Source organism: Paenirhodobacter huangdaonensis, from assembly GCF_004022465.1.
GTDB lineage: Bacteria > Pseudomonadota > Alphaproteobacteria > Rhodobacterales > Rhodobacteraceae > Rhodobacter > Rhodobacter huangdaonensis.
In genome coordinates this window covers 357,361-376,121 of the sequence record NZ_SAVA01000001.1, presented here as the reverse complement: position 1 = coordinate 376,121, position 18,761 = coordinate 357,361, and the positions used below count along the sequence as shown (strand labels likewise).

Annotated in this window: 16 protein-coding genes and 1 tRNA gene; 8 read left to right on the top strand and 9 right to left on the bottom strand. The window is 69.0% G+C overall.

The features are described from left to right. Positions 1-16 precede the first annotated feature (16 nt). Positions 17-742, top strand: coding sequence for a proteasome-type protease (locus tag EOW66_RS01755; protein ID WP_128154350.1), 726 nt, complete (start codon positions 17-19; stop codon positions 740-742). Positions 743-763: 21 nt separating this feature from the next. On the opposite strand, the gene EOW66_RS01750 is transcribed toward EOW66_RS01755, so the two are convergent. Next, the gene (locus tag EOW66_RS01750; RefSeq protein ID WP_128154348.1) at positions 764-1,699 is read right to left on the bottom strand and encodes an alpha/beta fold hydrolase; all 936 of its coding nucleotides are present in this window, start codon (positions 1,697-1,699) and stop codon (positions 764-766) included. After that, the gene (locus EOW66_RS01745; RefSeq protein WP_113901790.1) at positions 1,699-1,986 is read right to left on the bottom strand and encodes an SCP2 sterol-binding domain-containing protein; all 288 of its coding nucleotides are present in this window, start codon (positions 1,984-1,986) and stop codon (positions 1,699-1,701) included. The genes EOW66_RS01750 and EOW66_RS01745 overlap by 1 nt, the downstream gene beginning before the upstream one ends. 137 nt (positions 1,987-2,123) lie before the next feature. On the opposite strand from EOW66_RS01745, the gene EOW66_RS01740 reads away from it, so the two are divergent. The 5 genes from EOW66_RS01740 (at position 2,124) to EOW66_RS01720 (ending at position 7,023) form a co-directional block, all read left to right on the top strand. Then, positions 2,124-2,612 (top strand): tetratricopeptide repeat protein, encoded by a 489-nt coding sequence (locus EOW66_RS01740; protein WP_380710703.1) that lies wholly within the window; start codon positions 2,124-2,126, stop codon positions 2,610-2,612. Between the two features lie 22 nt (positions 2,613-2,634). Continuing rightward, a complete protein-coding gene (locus tag EOW66_RS01735; protein WP_128154346.1) occupies positions 2,635-5,421 on the top strand; it encodes a helicase-related protein in 2,787 nt (928 codons plus the stop codon). Between the two features lies 1 nt (position 5,422). Next, positions 5,423-5,737 carry an RNA-binding S4 domain-containing protein gene (locus EOW66_RS01730; protein ID WP_128154345.1) on the top strand — a complete coding sequence of 105 codons (315 nt, stop codon included), beginning with the start codon at positions 5,423-5,425 and terminating at the stop codon, positions 5,735-5,737. A 108-nt stretch (positions 5,738-5,845) separates the two neighbouring features. Then, complete coding sequence (gene fdxA, locus EOW66_RS01725; protein WP_128154343.1) at positions 5,846-6,184, top strand: ferredoxin FdxA; 339 nt, start codon at positions 5,846-5,848, stop codon at positions 6,182-6,184. A 329-nt stretch (positions 6,185-6,513) separates the two neighbouring features. Continuing rightward, complete coding sequence (locus EOW66_RS01720) at positions 6,514-7,023, top strand: CarD family transcriptional regulator (RefSeq protein WP_113901795.1); 510 nt, start codon at positions 6,514-6,516, stop codon at positions 7,021-7,023. Positions 7,024-7,075: 52 nt separating this feature from the next. On the opposite strand, the gene EOW66_RS01715 is transcribed toward EOW66_RS01720, so the two are convergent. The 6 genes from EOW66_RS01715 to EOW66_RS20285 form a co-directional block, all read right to left on the bottom strand. Beyond that, a complete protein-coding gene (locus tag EOW66_RS01715) occupies positions 7,076-8,971 on the bottom strand; it encodes a monovalent cation:proton antiporter-2 (CPA2) family protein (RefSeq protein ID WP_128154342.1) in 1,896 nt (631 codons plus the stop codon). Between the two features lie 131 nt (positions 8,972-9,102). Further along, positions 9,103-12,471 (bottom strand): hypothetical protein, encoded by a 3,369-nt coding sequence (locus EOW66_RS01710; RefSeq protein WP_128154340.1) that lies wholly within the window; start codon positions 12,469-12,471, stop codon positions 9,103-9,105. A gap of 277 nt (positions 12,472-12,748) precedes the next feature. Continuing rightward, positions 12,749-14,032 (bottom strand): O-acetylhomoserine aminocarboxypropyltransferase/cysteine synthase family protein, encoded by a 1,284-nt coding sequence (locus tag EOW66_RS01705; RefSeq protein WP_128154338.1) that lies wholly within the window; start codon positions 14,030-14,032, stop codon positions 12,749-12,751. 94 nt (positions 14,033-14,126) lie between these two features. Continuing rightward, the gene (locus EOW66_RS01700) at positions 14,127-14,495 is read right to left on the bottom strand and encodes a hypothetical protein (RefSeq protein WP_164880991.1); all 369 of its coding nucleotides are present in this window, start codon (positions 14,493-14,495) and stop codon (positions 14,127-14,129) included. A gap of 88 nt (positions 14,496-14,583) precedes the next feature. Beyond that, a complete protein-coding gene (locus tag EOW66_RS01695; protein WP_128154335.1) occupies positions 14,584-15,579 on the bottom strand; it encodes a hypothetical protein in 996 nt (331 codons plus the stop codon). 123 nt (positions 15,580-15,702) lie between these two features. After that, positions 15,703-15,786, bottom strand: a tRNA-Tyr gene (locus EOW66_RS20285). A gap of 117 nt (positions 15,787-15,903) precedes the next feature. Between EOW66_RS20285 and rlmB the strand changes: the two genes are divergently transcribed. Next, a complete protein-coding gene (gene rlmB / locus EOW66_RS01690; RefSeq protein ID WP_128154333.1) occupies positions 15,904-16,686 on the top strand; it encodes a 23S rRNA (guanosine(2251)-2'-O)-methyltransferase RlmB in 783 nt (260 codons plus the stop codon). Positions 16,687-16,899: 213 nt separating this feature from the next. Then, on the top strand, positions 16,900-17,319 hold the full coding sequence (locus tag EOW66_RS01685; RefSeq protein WP_128154331.1) for a CoA-binding protein: 420 nt from the start codon (positions 16,900-16,902) through the stop codon (positions 17,317-17,319). 167 nt (positions 17,320-17,486) lie between these two features. Here EOW66_RS01685 and EOW66_RS01680 read toward each other — a convergent pair whose 3' ends face one another. Continuing rightward, a complete protein-coding gene (locus EOW66_RS01680) occupies positions 17,487-18,686 on the bottom strand; it encodes a DegT/DnrJ/EryC1/StrS family aminotransferase (protein WP_128154329.1) in 1,200 nt (399 codons plus the stop codon). Between the last annotated feature and the right edge of the window lie 75 nt (positions 18,687-18,761).

Genomic DNA, 18,761 nt, shown 5'->3' with positions numbered 1-18,761 from the left:
TTTTCCGGGGAAGAACATGACCTATTGCGTTGGCCTTCTGCTCAACGAGGGGATGGTGCTGCTGTCCGACACCCGCACCAATGCGGGGCTCGACAACATCGCCACCTATCGCAAGATGTTCGTCTTCGAGGAGCCCGGCGAGCGGGTCGTCGCGATTCTGACCGCGGGGTCGCTGTCGGTCACCCAGACGACGATGGCGCGGCTGCATGAGGCGGTCGAGGACCACGAGGCGACCTCGGAAAGCTCGATCATGCTGGCGCCGACGATGCTGAAGGTGGCCGAGATCGTCGGCAACACGCTGTCGTCCGTGCGCCAGGACATCGACAGCAAGATGGAGGCCTCGAAGGTCTCGACCGCGGCCTCGATGATCGTCGCGGGCCAGCGCAAGGGCGGCGCGATGCGGATGTTCCTGATCTATCCGGAAGGCAACTTCATCGAGGCGACCGAGGACACGCCCTATCTGCAGATCGGCGAGCACAAATATGGCAAGCCGATCCTCGACCGGGTGGTGACGCCCGCGACCTCGCTTGACGACGCGCGCAAGGCGGTGCTGCTGTCGATGGATTCGACGCTGCGTTCGAACCTGTCGGTCGGCATGCCGCTTGATTTCGCGGTGATCGCGAAGGACGCCTGCCGGGTCACCACGCGCCGCCGGATCGAGAAGAAGGACCCGGATTTCGCCCGCATGTCCGAGGCCTGGTCGGAAGCGCTGCGCGAAGGCTTCACCCGCATCGCGATCTGAGCGGGCCCGCCCGGGCCCGGCTCAGCCGCGCGCGAAGGTCTCGGCCACCGCGTCGAAGAACCGCGCGCGGGTGGCGGCGCCTTCCATCATCAGCTCGTGCTGGGCGCCCTCGATGATCTCGAGCCGGCCTTGCGGCCAGCGCGCCATCCGCGCCTTTGCCGCCGGGATGTCGATGATCCGCTCGGCGCCGCCGATCGCGGTCAGGCAGGGCAGGTCGGGCGAGGCGAGCGCGGCAAGCGCCTCGCATTCGAGGATGCCCTGCGTCACCCAGTGCAGCGTCGGCCCGCCAAGCGCCATCTCGGGCGCCTCGCCGAGATGGCCGACCATGAAGGCCCACATGCCCGGATCGGTGGTCAGCTTGTTGTCGAGGAAGGGCGCGCTCAGCACATAGGTGCCGGGGCCGGTGCCCGGGGCATAGCGCTCGGCGAAGGCTCCGGCGTCGAAGAGCCGCGAGATCTGCGGCCCGAAGGGATGGATGAGCGCCGGCAGGCCGATGCCCCACATCGGCGCCGAGAAGGCCGCCGCCGAGAACGGATGCACCCCCATCAGTGCCCGCAGCCCGATCGCGCCGCCCATCGAATGGCCGAGGACGAACCAGGGGCGGGGCAGGTCAAGCTCGGTCGCGGTGGCGATCACCGCGGCCAGATCGCGCTGGAAATCGGGGAAATGCGCGACATGGCCCTTCAGCGGGTCGTCGAGCGGGCGGTCAGCGAGCCCCTGACCGCGCCAGTCAACGGCGAGCATCGCATAACCGCGCGCGCCCAGATCGGCGGCCGCGGGGCCATATTTCTCGACATATTCGGTGCGGCCGGGCAGCAGGAACACCGTGCCCTTCGCCGAAGCCGGCCCCGGCCACAGACCGAGGCGGATGCGCACCCCGTCCTCCGTGCGCAGCCAGACCGCGCGGCCGCCCTCGGGGCCGCGTGCCATCGCCGCGTGGAACGGGGCCGCCTGCATCAGCTGAGCGCCGCGCCGAGCTGCATCGCGAGGCCCATCGAGCCGTCGATCTTCAGCTTGCCGGTCATGAAGGCCATCGTCGGGTTCACATCGCCCTCGAGGATGCCGCGGAAGGTGGTGGCATCGGCGATCAGCGTCACATCGGCCTCGTCATCGCCCGCGCGCACGCCGTCGGCGTCGATGATGATGCTGCCCTCATCCTTGATGACGAATTTCGCCGTCGACGAGAAGCCGTTCGGCAGTTTTTCGGCCAGCGCCGAAACCGCCTTGTCGATGATGTCGCTCATTGAGTTCCTCCGAAAGTGAACGCCGGGCTCTCGCTTTCTCCGGCGCTTGGGTTACAGTTTGGTATATGCGCGCGCTCCGGGCCACAAACAAATGTATCGTTGCGGCAGTTGCCGTAATCGTCAACCTCGCTGCTCCGGTGCATGCCGAGACGGCGGGGCTCGACCGGTCTTTCACCGAACTGGCCGATCCGGACTATGCCGGCTGGAGCCGTGCCGAGTCGGACATCCGCCGCGCCTGGTCGCGCTCGGGCTCGGCGTCGATGGACCTGCTGCTGAAGCGCGGCGAGGAGGCGCTTGATTCGGGCGACACCACCGCCGCGATCGAGCATCTGACCGCGCTGACCGATCACGCGCCCGATTTCGCCGAGGGCTGGAACGCGCGCGCGACGGCCTATGCGGGGGCAGGGCTCTTCGGTCCGGCGGTCGAGGACATCGCCCGCACCCTTGAACTCGAGCCGCGGCACTGGGAGGCGCTGGCCGGGCTGGGCGCGATTCTCGACGAGATCGGCGACCGGCCGCGCGCGCTGGCCGCCTATCGCGCCTCTTTCGCCTTGAACCCGCACCAGCAGGATGTGAAAGACGCGATCGCAAGGCTGGAAAAGGAGCTTGCGGGCGTCGCGTTGTGACGGCCGCGAGGGGGCAGGGGAAATGTCTGGGCGGATCACCGCGGTCCTCGGGCCGACCAACACCGGCAAGACGCATTACGCGATCGAGCGGATGCTGGCGCATCGCACCGGCGTCATCGGCCTACCGCTGCGGCTTCTGGCGCGCGAGGTCTATGACCGGATCGTGAGCGCGCGCGGCCCCTCGGTCGTGGCGCTGGTCACCGGCGAGGAACGCATCGTGCCCGAGCGCGCGGCCTATTGGGTCGCGACCACCGAGGCCATGCCCGAGGTCGGCGCCGATTTCGTCGCCATCGACGAGATCCAGCTTTGTGCCGATCCCGAGCGCGGCCATGTCTTCACCGACCGGCTGCTGCACATGCGCGGGCTGCACGAGACGCTCTTCCTCGGTTCCGAGACGATGAAGGGGGCGATTGCCGCGCTGGTGCCGGGGGTGCAGTTCACCCGCCGCGAGCGGTTCTCGAAACTCAGTTGGGCAGGTTCGAAAAAGACAAGCCGGATGAAGCCGCGCAGCGCGATCGTCGGGTTTTCGGTTGAAAATGTCTATGCCATCGCGGAACTGCTGCGGCGCCAGAAGGGCGGCGCGGCGGTGGTGATGGGGGCGCTGAGCCCGCGCACGCGCAACGCGCAGGTGGCGCTCTATCAGTCGGGCGACGTCGATTATCTGGTGGCCACCGACGCGATCGGCATGGGGCTGAACCTCGACATCGAACACGTCGCCTTTTCCTCGATGGCGAAATTCGACGGCCGCCGGATGCGCGCGCTGTTCCCGCACGAGATCGGCCAGATCGCCGGCCGCGCCGGGCGGCACACGATGGACGGCACCTTCGGCGTGACCGGCGAGGCCAGCCCGCCGCCGCCCGAGGTGATCGCCGCGGTCGAGGAGCACCGCTTCGCCCCGATCCAGCGGCTGCAATGGCGCAACCCGCGGCTTGAATTCGGCACGCCCGAGCGGCTGATCCGCGCGCTCGAGGAAAGCCCGCAGAACGAATGGCTGACCCGTGGGCGCGAGGCGGACGATCTGCGCGCGCTGAAGGCGCTCGTCGAGATCCCCGAGATCGCCGGCCGGATCGGCCATCCGCATGATGTGCGCCTGCTGTGGGACGTCTGCCGAATCCCCGATTTCCGCTCGATTTCCGAGGCCGAACATGCCACGCTTCTGGCGCGCATTTTCGGCTTCCTGCGCGAGGGCAAGGGCGTGCCCTCGGACTGGCTTGCGGGGCAGATCGGGCGGATCGACAAGGTGCAGGGCGACATCGACACCTTGTCGAAACGCCTCGCCTTCATCCGCACTTGGACCTACGTGGCGCAACGCAAGGGATGGGTCGATGACGAAACCCATTGGCGCGAGGAAACACGCGCGGTAGAAGACCGCCTGTCGGATGCGTTGCATGGCGCACTGACCCAACGATTTGTGGACCGGCGCACCTCTGTGCTGCTGCGCCGGCTCAAGCAGAAGGAGACCCTCGTGGCCGAGGTGAACGACAAGGGCGAAGTGACGGTCGAGGGCGAATTCGCCGGCCGTCTGGAAGGCTTCCGCTTCCGGCAGGACGCGACCACGTCGCCTGACGAGGCGAAGATGCTGGCGCGCGCCGCCTACGAGGCGCTGAAGCCCGAGTTCAGCCTGCGGGCGGACCGCTTCTACAACGCGCCCGACACCGAGATGGACTTCACCGAGCAGGGCGGCCTGATGTGGGGCGAGCTCGCGGTGGGCAAGCTGGTGAAGGGCGCCGACCCGATGAAGCCCTCGGTCGAGGCCTTCGTCGACGAGGAAGCGGGCGCGGACGTGGCCGAGAAGGTCAAGCGCCGGCTGCAGCATTTCATCGACCGCAAGGTTGCCGCGCTGTTCGAGCCGCTTTTGGCGATGAGCCGCGACGAGGCGCTGACGGGCCTGGCCCGCGGCTTTGCCTTCCGGCTGGTCGAGCACATGGGCATCCTGCCGCGCGAGGGCGTGGCGAACGAGGTCAAGGAACTTGACCAGGATGCCCGCGGCCTGCTGCGCAAGCATGGCGTGCGCTTCGGGCAATACACGATCTTCCAGCAGGCTCTCTTGAAGCCCGCGCCGACCCGGCTGCGGCTGGTGCTTGCCTCGCTCTGGGACGGGCTGCAGGAATTCCCCGAAAGCCCGCCTCCGGGCCTCGTGACGATCCCGCATATCGCCGAGGTGCCGGCCTCTGCCTATACGCTGTCGGGCTATCGCCCGGCGGGCAGCCGCGCGATCCGCATCGACATGCTCGAACGGCTGGCCGACCTGCTGCGCACGCAAGACACCCGCGCGGGCTTCGAGGCGACGCCCGACATGCTGTCGATCACCGGCATGACGCTCGAGCAGTTCGCCGACCTGATGCAGGGGCTGGGCTATCGCGCCGAGAAGGGCGAGCGGGCGAAGACCCGCCCGGTGGCCGAGCCGAAGCCGCCGGTCGAGGGCGCCGAGAACCCGATCCCGGAAGAGACCTCGCCGATCGCCGAGACCGAAGCCGAGGCAGAAGCCGCTGCGGCCGAGCCCGAGACCGAGGTGTTCTACACCTTCGCCTGGGCCCCGCGTCCGCGTCCGCAGCGCCCCGAACGCGCCCCGCGCCGCGAGGGCGAGGGCGGTGGCAAGCCGCGCCGCGAGGGCGGCAAGCCCGAGTTCCGCGGTGACCGTGACGGCGCCAAGGGCGGTAAGCCGAAGGGCAAGGGCAAGCCGCATGGCAAGCCCCGCGACGACGAGAAGAGCCGCGCCTACGAGGCCCGTCCGCCGAAGAAGGACAAGCCGATCGACCCGGACAACCCCTTCGCCGCCGCGCTGATGGGCTTCAAGAGCAAGCCCTGAGTTGCCCGACGACCCGGAGCGCATCCGCCTCGACAAATGGCTGTGGCACGCGCGCGTGGTGAAGACCCGCGCGCTGGCCGCGGAACTGGTGTCGAAGGGCCGGGTCCGGGTGAACGGCAACCGCACCGACAAGCCGGGCCGCGCCGTCGGCCCGGGTGATGTTCTGACGCTTTCGGTCGCCGGGCGGGTGCGGGTTTTGCACCTCCTCGGCTGCGGCATCCGCCGCGGCCCCGCGACCGAGGCGGCCGAGCTTTTCCTCGAGCTCGGCGAGGCCGGCGTTTCCCCGACACCCGAAAGCGCGGAACGCCCGTCCTGAGCCCGCGGCAAGAATGCCGCGGCCGGTCTTTCCGGCCGCCGCGCTCTTGATTGATCCGCACGGCAGGGCTAGGAAGCGGAAAAAGCGCAAACGATCCGGGGGTTCTCCATGACCTATGTCGTCACCGACAATTGCATCGCCTGCAAGTACACCGACTGTGTCGAGGTCTGCCCGGTGGACTGCTTCTACGAGGGCGAGAACACGCTGGTGATCCACCCCGACGAATGCATCGACTGCGGCGTGTGCGAACCCGAATGCCCCGCCGACGCGATCCGCCCGGACACCGAGCCGGGGATGGAGAGCTGGGTCGAGCTGAACCGCAAATATGCCGAGATGTGGCCGGTCATCACCCAGAAGAAAGAGCCGCTTCCGGATCACGAGAAGCACGACGGCGAGACTGGCAAGCTCGAGAAATACTTCTCGCCGAATCCCGGCGCGGGCGACTGATCGACCGGGGCCCCGCTGCCGGTGGCGGTCCTCTCCCCTGATTCGGCTGCGTCAGGGCTGCTTCCCCAAGGGAAAGAATCGGAATTTTCGCCGCCAAGGCCTTGAAACTGCGGCATTACGGTGTGGTGTCGTGCTGCAGTGCTTTGAAATGGCCTTATTTTGTGCTACATTCCTGTGACAAGGATGTTCGACCCCCAAGCCCCGGCGGCTCTGCTCGCCTCTCCGGGGTGTTTCCGGTGACAGAGAATGACATCGCGGAGCTTCGGCGCCGGGGATGTCTTCTGCGCTGAAAACGGCGGGCGAAGGACCGGCTGCGAGGAAGCGACTGAATGACCAAGACCAAGAAGACCGAGTTTCGTCCGGACGATTTCGTTGTGTACCCTGCCCACGGCGTCGGCAAGATCATCTCGATCGAGGAGCAGGAGATTGCCGGTCTCCGGCTCGAGCTGTTCGTCATCTCCTTCGAGAAGGACAAGATGACGCTGCGTGTGCCCACCTACAAGGCGCTCGACATCGGCATGCGCGGCCTGTCGACCCCGGATGTGGTGTCGAAGGCGCTGGAGACCCTGAAGGGCAAGGCCAAGGTCAAGCGCGCGATGTGGTCGCGCCGGGCGCAGGAATATGAACAGAAGATCAACTCGGGCGACCTGCTGTCGATTGCCGAGGTGGTGCGCGACCTGCACCGCGCCGATGACCAGCGCGAGCAGTCCTATTCCGAGCGTCAGCTCTACGAGGCGGCGCTCGAGCGGCTGACCCGCGAGGTTGCGGCGGTCTCGGGCACCGACGAGGCCGGTGCGGCGAAGAAGGTCGACGACGTTCTGGTCGGCCGCGCCGCCTGAGCACAGGCCACAGCGCGTTTATCACGGGCCCCTCGCGGGGCCCGTTCGCATTTCAGCTCCGGCTGTCGAGTGGCGTGGCGGGGGTGGCCTCGGGCTCCTCGCCCTTCTCCTCGCGCCGCGCGAAACTCTTCAGCATCGCCGCTTCCAGCTCGGCGTTCAGCTCGCGGGTGCGCTGGATGTATTCGGGGTTCTGCTCGATCGGCACGCCGGGTTTCCAGGCCTGGGCGAGGTCGCGCACCGCGGCACGGTCGATCTTGAAGAAGACCTTCTCCAGCTCCGAAGCCTCGAATTCGTTCAGCCCGACGTTTTCCAGCACATAGCGCGCCGCGCGCAGCGAGGAGTCGAAAAGCTCGCGCACGATGTCGTTCGCGCCGGCCTTGTAGAGCTCGAACACATGGATGCGGTCGCGGGCGCGGGCGATGATGTGCAGATCGGGCCGCACCGAGCGGGCATAGGCGACGAGCCGGTTCGCCGAGGCCTTGTCGTCAAGGCACACGACCAGCACCTGCGCCTTCGCCAGCCCCGCCGCGGCCAGCAGGTCGGGCCGCGTCGGGTCGCCGAAATAGGCCTTGAAGCCGAAGGTGCGCATCAGCTGGATCGTCTTCAGATCGGCGTCGAGAACCGTGGTGCGGAAGCCCGACATCGTCACCATCCGGTTCACCACCTGCCCGAAGCGGCCGACACCGGCGATGATGATCGGCTGCTGCTCGTCGATCTCGTCGGCATCGGGGCTGTCATCCTCGCGCCGCAGGCGCCGGGAGAGCTGTTCGTTCAGGATGAACAGGAGCGGCGTGATCAGCATCGAGAGCGCGATCAGCACCAGTGCCTTTTCCGCGACCGGGGCGGGCAGGATGCGCTGGCCGACCGCGAAGGAGACAAGGACGAAGCCGAATTCGCCGGCCTGCGCCAGGCCGAGGGTGAAGAGACCGCGATCCGCCCCCTTCAGCCGGAAGGCGCGGGCAAGCACGTAAAGCACGCCCGCCTTCACCGCCACCAGCGCGATCACCAGCCCGATGATCTGGAACGGCTGGGCGGTGATCACCGCGAAGTTGATGCCGGCGCCGACGGTGATGAAGAAGAGGCCCATCAGCAGGCCCTTGAACGGCTCGATGTCGCTTTCGAGCTCGTGGCGGAATTCGCTGTCGGCCAGAACCACGCCGGCAAGGAAGGTGCCAAGCGCCGGCGAGAGGCCCACGAGGCTCATCAGCGAGGCGATGCCGACCACGATCAGCAGCGCCATCGCGGTGTTGATCTCGCGCAGCCGCGCGCCGTGCACGAAGCGGAACACCGGCCGCACCAGATAGTGCCCGGCGATGATGATGAAGGCGACGGCGGCGAGCGTCATCAGCGTCACGCCCCAGCCCGGCATGCTGTCGATGAAGCGGCTGACCGGGTGGTCGCCCGCCGCCTCGGCCTTGGCGACGGCGCGCGCCCCGGGCAGGGCAAGCAGCGGCAGGATCGCCAGCATCGGGATCACCGCGATATCCTGCGTCAGCAGCACCGCGAAGGCCGAGCGGCCCCCGGCCGTCTGCATCAGCCGTTTCTCGTTCAGCGTCTGCAGCACGATCGCCGTCGAGGAGAGCGAGAAGATCATCCCAAGTGCGACCGCCACCGGCAGGGTCTGGTGAAAGGCGAGCGACACCGCCGTCACCAGCGCCATCGTCAGCAGCACCTGCAGCCCGCCAAGCCCGATCAGCTTGTCGCGCATCGCCCAGAGCGCGCGCGGTTCCAGCTCGAGCCCGATCAGGAACAGCATCATCACCACGCCGAATTCGGAGAAATGCTGCAGGTCGGTCATCTCCGAACCCGACAGGCCGAGCACCGGCCCGATCAGGATGCCGGCGCAGAGATAGCCCAGCACCGAGCCGAGCCCGGCGCGGGTGGCCAGCGGCACCGCGATCACCATCGCGAACAGATAAAGCGTGGCCTGAATCAGGAAGCCGGTCATGGCGCGGGGACTCGTTCTCTGGGCCGCCCGAAGCGGCCGAAGGGCAGGGAGAGGATGGACGGCACAAGCCTAGAGCATCACGCCCCGGCGACAAGGCCGAAACCGGCGTCTGTCGAAGCTGTTATCGCGCGTCAGCTGCCTTTGAGCATCTTCAGCATCAGGGTGCGGCTGCCCTTCTGGTAGCTCAGCTGCCCGTCGCCGATCGCCGTCACCCGGCCGCCGTCGAGCCGGTCGCCGACGGCGACCTTGACGAAGCGGCCGTTCGGCATGCGGATCAGCGCGCGGCGGTTGCCCGAGGCGCCGTAGACGCCGATCAGATTCATCTCGCGCAGCGCCAGCGCGTTCTGCTCGGTCGCCTGTTTCGCCACCGAGGCCGAGGTCGGCATCCGCTTCGTCGGCAGCGTCGGTTCCGGCTCGTCGAGCTCCACCGCCGGTTCGGGCGCGGTGGCGACACTGCGTTGCGGGGCCGCGGGGGCAGCCTTCTGCGGCGCCGGGGCGGGGGGGGCGATCACCGGCGCCGGGGCGGGTGCCGGTGCGGCGATGACAGGTTCGGGTTCAGCGGCGATCGCCAGCGCCAGCGCCTGTTCGACCGAGGTCTTGAAGCTGCGCGGCCGGGCCGCGGGGCGGCGCGAGACCGACACCGCCTGTGCGGTGGCACCGGCTTCGGCAGCGGCTTTCGCCGCCTGGGCTTCCGCCTCGGCCTTGGCGGCCTCGGCTTCGGCAGCGGCCGCGGCGGCCTCGGCGCTGCGTTCGACGGCGCTCGGCCGGGTCGAGGGGCGCTGTGCAGCCAGGCGTTGCGCCTCGGCCGAGAGCGGCGCGACGGGGGCGGCTGCGGTCTCGGTTTCGGTCTCGGTGGCCTTGGGGGGCTCTGCCGCAGCGGGTGCGGGCTGCGGGGCGGGGGCCGTCGCGGCCACCGCCGCGGCGCTCTCGACCGTCGCGGGCCGGGTTTTCGGCTTGAAACGTTTCAGCGCCGGGTCGGCCCAGGGCAGGGCGGCGGCCTCTTCGGCGGCGATGGCGGCCTTGGTCACCGCATCGGGGCGCGCGCGCGAGGCCCGCGGCGGGCGGCCGGAGTAGAGGGTGAACCCGCCCGGCGTCACCACGCCCTCGGGCGTCGGCTCGAAGGAGGCGCCCGGTGTGACGCGGGCGAGCTCCTCGAAGGGCGGCGGGGCGGCGGGGACGGCAGGCTGAAGGTCGGGCTGCGGCGCGGCGGGGGCAAGAATGGCGCCGGCCGGGGCGCCGGCGGCGGTGGCCTCGGCCGCGGCGGCAAGGGCATCGGCCACCGGGGCGGCCGGGGCCGGGTCCTGCCCGTCGGTAGCGGGCTCGGCAGGCATCTGCGCGCCCGACGGCGTGGCGTCGGGGGCCGCGGCCAGTATTTCGGCGCTGCCGGTCGGAGTGGCTTCCGGGATCACGCCATCGGCCGCCATCTCGGCGTCGATGCCGGCAAGGTCGGCATCGGGGGGGATATCGCTTGCCGCCGCGTCGGCCGTGCCCGGGCTGTCGGGGCTCGATGCCGTGGCAAGGTCAGATCCGGCATCCGCCGGCCCGCCGGTCAGCGCGGCGCTGTCGGTGCCGAGGGACAGGCCCTGCGCGGCGCTGTCCTGTTCCGGCGCCGCGACGGAGTTCGCCACGGGGGCGGGTGTGTCGAGATAGGAGGCCCAGATCGCCACCAGACCGAGGAAGATCACCAAGGCCAGCATCAGCGCGATGCCGAGATGACGCGGCTTGCCGCCGATCTGCTTCTGGCGCCGGGCGCCGAAGACCGTGGTCTCGGGCGGAACGGCGGTGTGCGCGCCCGGAGCGGGCTTCGGCTCGGCGGGGCGCGGCTTGCGCGGCGCAGCAAGCACCGGCGCAGCCTCGTCGGCGGCCAGCTCGAGCCCGGGGGCGGTGATCGCGGCCGGGCGCACCGCGCCGCCGAGCGCGCGGGGCGGGGCGGAGGTGCGCGCGACACCGGCCAGCGGCGGGATGCGCGGTGCGCGCGCGGCGGTGCCGGTTCCGGCCTCCGCTGCGCCGTCGGTGACCGGCTCGGGCGGGCTTTCCGTCTCGGGCACGTCCTCGTCGGTCGCTGCCTCGGGGACTGCTTCGGCCGCGTCCTCTTCCGCCCCGTCCGTTTCGACCTCTGCCGCCCCTTCGGCAGCATCGTCTTCGGCAGCATCGTCTTCGCCGGCGTCCTCTTCAGCGCTGTCCTCTCCGGCCTCGGCCATCTCCTCGGCCGCTTCGGCGGTCTCCTCGATCGCGCTCACGTCTGCGGCGGCAAGGGCCGCCGCAACGGCAAGCGTGTCGCTTTCGGAGGGGCCTTCCTCGGCCGCCAGCTCGGACGTTTCCGCCTCGGGCACCGCGTCCAGCGGCGCAAGAGCGGCATCCGCCTCGGCCGGGAGTTCCTCCGGCGCCTCGATCGGGGAGGTCGGCGCGATCGGCTCGGCGGGGCTGTCCTCCGCCGGGGTTTCGGTCGCAGGGGCCGCCTCGGGCCCGGGCGGCCCGTCCGGCGCCCGGTCGAGATCGGGCGCTGCCTCGGGGGCGTCGATCTCGCTGCCGGTGTCATCGTCGCTTGCGGCGAGGGGCGCGGTTTCTGCGGCGGGCTCGGGCACAGCCGCCGGTTCCGTCGCGGGAAGCTCCTCGGTGTCGGCCGGGAGCTGAGGCTGCGCGTCGGCGGGGATCTCGGCCGGCTCGGCTTCGGTCTCGTCCGCGCTGGCCTCGGCGGGCGGTGCTGCGGCGACCTCGGGTGCCTCGGCGGCGGGCTGCGCTTCGGCCTCGGGGGCGGCTTCGGCGGGGACGAGGGCGTCTCCGACGGCGGGGTCTTCGGTCGCGGCCGCGATCTCGGGGGCCGCAAGCTCTTCGGCCGGGGCGATTGCGTCCAGATCAGCTTCGGGAGCTTCGGGCGCTTCGGGCGCGGGCACCGGCTCTTCGACGTTCTCGACACTTTCGGGAACCGGCTCGTCCGCGGCGGCATGGGGCGCCGAGGCCAGTGGCACCGGGTCCTGGTCGCGGTCGAGCCGGGCGCCATCGGGCAGGTGCCGGCCGGCGACCGAGCTCAGCCCGAACCAGGGCTCGCCGGCGAAACTGCCGGGCGCCGGCACGGCGACGAAGCCCACCGGGCAGAAGCCCCAGTCCTCGGCAAAGCTCTCGGCCTCGGCGAGGGTGTCGCGCGCCACGATCGCCACCTGCACCGTCTCGCCGCGGCCGGACCAGTCGAACACCAGATCCGGGACCTTATAGGGCGTCATCCCCTCGAGCGCGGCGGTGATCTGGCGGCGGCGCATCGCCGGGCGCGGGCCCGGGGCGGCGATCTGGGCATAGAGGATCTGGCTGGCCGGGATGATGAGCTTCGTCAGCACGCCGGTCTCGGGTGCGCGTGCCTCGGCGAGGCGGCGCAGCCGGCCGAGCTCTGCCGACAGGTTCGGTGCGTCGAGACTGACCTCGCCCAGAACCTCCCAGCCGCCGGCCGTGCGGTGCAGCAGGCCGATGCCATCATGCGAAAGATTGAGCGCGAAGCTGGGTTTCATGTCGGGGGCTCTGGCACAGCTGGACGGGCGCCGGAACGGGCGCGGGCGGTTCCTCCCTTGGTAAAGCATCTTCCCCGCCATGAAAAGCGGCGGCCGGGCCGCAGCCCCCGCCGGCAGCCACTCCCGCCGGCATTTCTTCGCCGAATGTTGAGAAAGTGATGGCCACGGTGTCGTGCCGCACGGTGACATGGCCCGACCGGGCGGATTTCTGCTGCCATCTGACCATGCAAAAGGCCGGGCACGCGGCCCGGCCTTGTCGATGTCCTGGCGCCTCGCCTCAGGCGGTGGCGGCGGCGAGCGCCTGGTCGAGGTCGGCGATCAGGTCGGCCACATCCTCGATCCCGATCGACAGCCGCACCACGCCCGGCGCGGCGCCGGCGGCGACCTGCTGTTCCTCGCTCAGCTGGCGGTGGGTGGTCGAGGCCGGGTGGATGATCAGCGAGCGCGCATCGCCGAGGTTCGCGACATGGCTGAAGAGCTTCAGATTGTCGACGAGCTTGACGCAGGCGTCATAGCCGCCCTTCACCGCCACGGTGAAGAGCGCGCCGGCGCCCTTCGGGCAGATCTTCGCCACGCGGTCATGCCAGGGCGAGGACGGCAGGCCGGCCCAGGTCACATAGTCGATGCGCGGGTCGTTCTCGAGCCACTCGGCCACGGCCTTGGCATTCGCCACGTGCTTTTCCATGCGCAGGCTGAGCGTCTCGATCCCCATCAGCGTGTAATGCGCCGCCTGCGGGTTCATCGTCATGCCGAGGTCGCGCAGCCCGATCGCGATCGAGTGGAAGGTGTAGGCCATCGGCCCGAGCGCCTGGTGGAACGTCAGCCCGTGATAGGCCGGTTCGGGGGCGCTGAGCGAGGGGAACTTGTCCGAAGCCGACCAGTCGAACTTGCCGGAATCGACGATCGCGCCGCCCATCACCGTGCCGTTGCCGGTGAGGTATTTCGTCGTCGAATGCACCACCAGCGTCGCGCCATGCTCGATCGGGCGGCACAGATAGGGCGAGGCAAGCGTGTTGTCGACGATCAGCGGCAGGCCGAGCCTGTCGGCCACCTTCGCCACCGCATCGAGATCGGTGATATAGCCGCCGGGGTTCGAGATCGACTCGCAAAAGATCGCACGGGTGTTCTCGTCCACCGCCGCCTCGATCGCCGCGGTATCGTCGAAGTCGACGAAGGTGCAGCCCCAGCCGAAGCGCTTCATCGTCAGGCCGAACTGGGTGATGGTGCCGCCGTAAAGCCGGGTCGAGGCGACGATGTTCAGCCCCGGCCCCATCAGCGGGAAGAGCGCCATGATCTGCGCCGCATGGCCCGAGGAGCAGCACACCGCCCCCGCGCCGCCCTCGAGCGCGGCGATGCGGTTTGCCAGCGCCGAGATCGTCGGGTTGGTCAGGCGCGAGTAGATGTAGCCCACTTCCTCGAGGTTGAAGAGCCGCGCCGCGTGGTCGGCGTCTTTGAAGACATAGGCGGTGGTCTGGTAGATCGGCACCTGGCGGGCCCCGGTGGCCGGATCGGGTTCGGCCCCGGCGTGCACCTGCAGCGTGTCAAAGGAAAAGTCGGTCATATGCGCCTCCCGGAATGCAACGGGGCGAACCCTATCGCCGGGTCCGGGGCGCTTCAAACACATTCGTTTTGCGTGGGATGTTCCGGCCGGCGCGCTAGAGGCCGAGGTGCAGATAGCCGCGCAGCCGGTACCAGGCCGGCGCGATGATGCACTTCAGGATCATGTAGGTGAAGCCGATGGCGCCAAGCACGGCCGTCGATGCGATCAGCCCGTCGGCTCCGGCCGAGATGATCTCTGTGCGCGCGAAGGGCTGCACGATGAAGGCGAGAAGCTCGGCGGCAAAGGCCGAGGCCAGCGCCAGCGCCAGCAGCGTGCCGAGGAAGCGCAGCGGCCGGAACCAGGTGCCGAGGCCGGTGTGCACAGCCTCGGCAAAGATCGCCAACCCGATGCCGGTCAGAGTTGTCATGACGACGGGAACATCCGCACCGAGAATCGGTATCGTGAATTCCATGAGCCGATCCATGGGTCTCTCCATCCTCACTCTGCCAAAAGGTTAACGCGGAACTGGGGTCGGATTGCGGGAAGACCGTGAAGGAAATGTGGCAGAGCTCTCAGCGCAGCCAGAGCCCCTCGCGCCGGATCGCATTGCGCAGCACCTGCTCGCGCCGGGGCAGATCGTTGCGGTCGAACTTGCGGCGCAGCTTCTGCCCCTTGTTCTGATAGATCAGCTTCTTTGCCGGCTCGTAGTTCTTCAGCACCTTCTTCACCGCATTCGGCGCGGCGACCGCCTCGGCCACCGCCACCGCGGCGTCGCTCTCGCGCGCGTAAAGCAGCGGCAGGGCGCGGTAATGGGTGGTGACGGCGCCGTCGAGCCCGGCCAGCTCCGGTCCCGGCCGGCCGCCGCCGAAGGAATGGATCACCAGCGGCAGCGCGATCTGGTCGAGCCAGGGATCGAGCGACTGGCAGGCCAGCTCCTCGGGTGTGTTCCAGCGGATCCAGTGCGCGTAATGCAGGAAGCGCTTGCCGAAGGCCTGGGCATCGGCGCCGAAGAACCAGCCGGCGTTGAAATAGAGATAGCGCTGCCAGTATTCGTCGGGCTTGCTCAGGTCGAGCGAGCTTTCGAAGTCGAGGCCGAAATGGTCATAGAGGCTCTTCCAGATCTCGGTGTAGCCGACCTTGTAGAGCGGCGGTTCGGGCCAGGTGCCCTCGCGCCGCATCGAGGCGGAGGGGCGGGCGAAATCAAAGCCCACGGCGCTCAGCGGCCCGGTGAAGAGCGTGTCGGTGTCGAAGAAGACGAAGGGCTCGGCGGGCAGCGCCGCCATCGCCTCGATCTTGTTGCCATGCGGGTAGATCTCGCCGAAGTGCTTGTTTTCGAAGGGCACGATCTCGGCGCCCGCATCGGCCAGCAGCGCCCGCACCGGGTCCGAGATCCGCACCGGCTGCGACCAGCGGGCGCCGGTGGGCTCGGCCACCAGAAGCCGGCCGGCGAAGTCGGGATTCGCCTTGCGGAAGGAATGGGTGAAGAGGATCGCCTCGTATTCGAGCCGCCCCGCCTGCGCCACGCAGAACACGTTGTAGGTTTGCCCGCCGGCCACTGTGCCCGTCATCGTACTGCCTTTCACTGTCGGCTTACTATAGCGGCAGAGCAGGGATGGAGGGAAGGTGCCGCGCGCGAAGACCGCGGCAGAAGTGCCCGCAGGCCTTGCGAAATCACCAATCCTGAGGGGGAGTGGTGGGTGACCCTGGAATCGAACCAGGCGTGGGTCTCCCCGGCGGAGTTACAGTCCGCTGCCGCACCTTGCAGCTCGTCACCCGACGTGGGGCGGGATTTACCGAAGGGGGTGGGGGGCGTCAAGCGGGTTTTTGACGGTTTTCGCGGCTCTTGCCAAAACGGCTCTGCCGGCGCAGGAAGGGGCAAAAGGGGAGCGGCGATGAAGAAACCGACCTGGGTGATCGAGAAGGAGCGTGCCAAGCGCGCATCGGCGGCGGAAACCGTGTGGCTGTTCGGCCTGCATGCGGTGCGCGACGCGCTGGTGAACCCGGCGCGGGAGAAGTTGCGCCTCGTGCTGACGAAGAACGCCTCGGACAAGCTGACCGAGGCGATCGCCGCCTCGGGGATGACGGCCGAGATCGTTGATCCGCGCAAATTCGATACCCAGGTGCCGCTTGCGCCCGATTCCGTGCATCAGGGCGCCGCGCTCGAGGTCAAGCCGCTCGACTGGGGCAAGCTCGAGGAGGTGGCGCTGACCGGCCGCGGCGAGCCGCTTGTCGTGCTGCTCGACCGGGTCACGGACCCGCACAATGTCGGCGCGATCCTGCGCTCGGCCGAGGTGTTCGGGGCGCGCGCCGTGGTGGCGCCGGCGCGCCATTCCGCGCCCGAGACCGGGGCGCTGGCGAAGACCGCCTCGGGCGCACTCGAGCGTCAGCCCTACCTGCGGGTGACGAACCTCGCCGATGCGATGGAGGAGCTGCGCAAGATGGGCTACGTGCTTTTGGGCCTTGCGGGCGAGGCCGAGGAGACGCTGGCCGAGGCGCTGGCCGCTGTCGGCACGCGGCCGGTGGCACTGGTGCTGGGCGCCGAGGGGCCGGGGCTGCGCGAGAAGACGCGCGACACCTGCGACCGGCTGGTGAAGATCCCCTTCCCGGGCGAGTTCGGCTCGCTCAATGTGTCGAATGCGGCGGCGGTGGCGCTTTACGCGGCCACGAACCGCTGAAGCGCGCGGGCGGACGGATGCCTGTCGCACCTTCACAAAGATGCGATTCGCGGCCGCCCCCCTTTAACCGGGGGGACGCATTCCTATGTATGATCACAGAAGCGCAGCTTGGAACCGCTGTGTTTCAGTTCACTGTCCCTCGTTCCGCACCTGTGCGCCCGAGCTTCTGGTTCGGGCGCATTTTTATCTGCGCCGGCTGAAAGGGAGGCTGCCATGACCGATGCCGAACTCCGCGAGATCCTGCAGACCACGAAGGTGATCGCCGTCGTGGGCTTTTCTGCGAAACCCGACCGCGCCTCGCATTACGTCGCGGCCTTCTTGCAGGCGAAGGGCTATCGGGTGATTCCGGTCAACCCGGGGCTTGCCGGACAAAGCTTCCTCGGCGAGACGGTCTTTGCCGATCTCGCCGCGATCCCGGCCGAGATCGCCGTCGACATGGTCGACATCTTCCGCGCCCCCGAGGCGGTCCCGGGCATCGTCGAAGAGGCGCTTGCCCATCTGCCGGCACTGCGTACGGTCTGGATGCAGCTTGGCGTGATCAGCGCGGAAGGCGCCACCCTTGCCCGCGCCGCCGGCAAGCGGGTGGTGATGGACCGTTGCCCGAAGATGGAAATCCCGCGGCTCGGGCTGTGACCGGGGAGGGGGGCTCCGCCCCCCGCTGCGCGCCCCCCGAGGTATTTTTGCCAAGATGAAAAGGGCAGGGGCCTCGCCTGAGTGACGGGGCCCCTGCTTTCTTCCTGCCCGAAATACCTCGGGGGTGAGCGGCGTCCGCCGCGAGGGGGCAGCGCCCCCTGCCGCCCTCAGCCCCTGACTGCCGCCGCGGCCGCGACGATCGCATCGGCGATGAAATCGAGTTCGGCGCGGGTGAGGCGGGCGGGCAGCCGCGTGTCGCAGGCACGCATCAGCATCGCGCGGGTCTTCGGCAGTTCGGGCAGCTCGCCGAGGAACTGCCAGTTCCAGAAGGCGCGGGCATTGTCCTTGCTCAGCCCGAAGACCTGCACGCCGACACCGCGCGCCTTGGCCTCGTCCTGCAGGCGCAGCGCCTCGGCATCGGTCCAGTCGCCCGTGAGGTTGAACTGCAGGCTGTCGGGGGCGCGGGTCTCGGGGCCGAGGGCGGGCGGCACGTCGAGCCAGGGGCTCTGGTTCAGTTTCGCCGCGACATAATCGTGGTTCGCCAGCCCGTCGCGCACACGGCGCGGCACCTCGGCCAGCTGCGGCCGGATCACCGCGGCCGAGAGGTTCTGCATCCGGGTGTTGTAGAGCGGCAGCTGGTTTTGCCAGTGCACGAAGCTGTTCTGCAGCCCCGGGTGCTTCTTCCAGTTGTGCTCGTAGGCGCCCGACATGATGATCGCGCGGGCGGCAAGTTCCGGGTCATCGGTGACCAGGACCCCGCCCTCGCCGGCGTTCACCAGCTTGTAGCTCTGGAAGCTGAAGCAGCCGATCTTGCCGATCGTGCCGATCTTGCGATCGCCCCAGACCGTGCCGAGGCTGTGCGCCGCATCCTCGATCACCGGCACGCCCTTCGCGTCGGCGAGCGCCATGATCGCGTCCATGTCCGAGGTATGGCCGCGCATGTGCGAGATCAGCACCGCCGCGATGCTGTCGTCGAACTTTTCCCGGAAGTCATCGAGGTCGACGCGGAAATTCTTGCCCACCTCAACCAGCACCGGCACGCAATCGGCATGCACGATCGCCGAGGGCACGGCGGCGAAGGTGAAGGCGGGCACCAGCACCCGCGCGCCGCGCGGCAGGTCGAGCGCCTTCAGCGACAGGAAGAGCGCGGCCGAGCAGGAGGCGACGGCGACGGCATAGCGGGTGCCCATGAAGGCGGCGAATTCGGCCTCGAGCTGCGACACCGGCGCATTCTCCGAGGTGTAGCGGAACAGATCGCCCGAGCTGAGGAGCCGCTCGATCTCGGCGCGGGCGGCCTCGGGGATGGGCTCGGCGTCATAGCAATTCGGCGGGGGACAGGTCGGGGCGAGATCGCCGTCACGGGGCATGAGTTTCAGCTTTCCTGAATGTCATATTCAGAAAAGCAGTAAGATGCTGCGGGCCACAGGCCAAGTGAAAGTTTC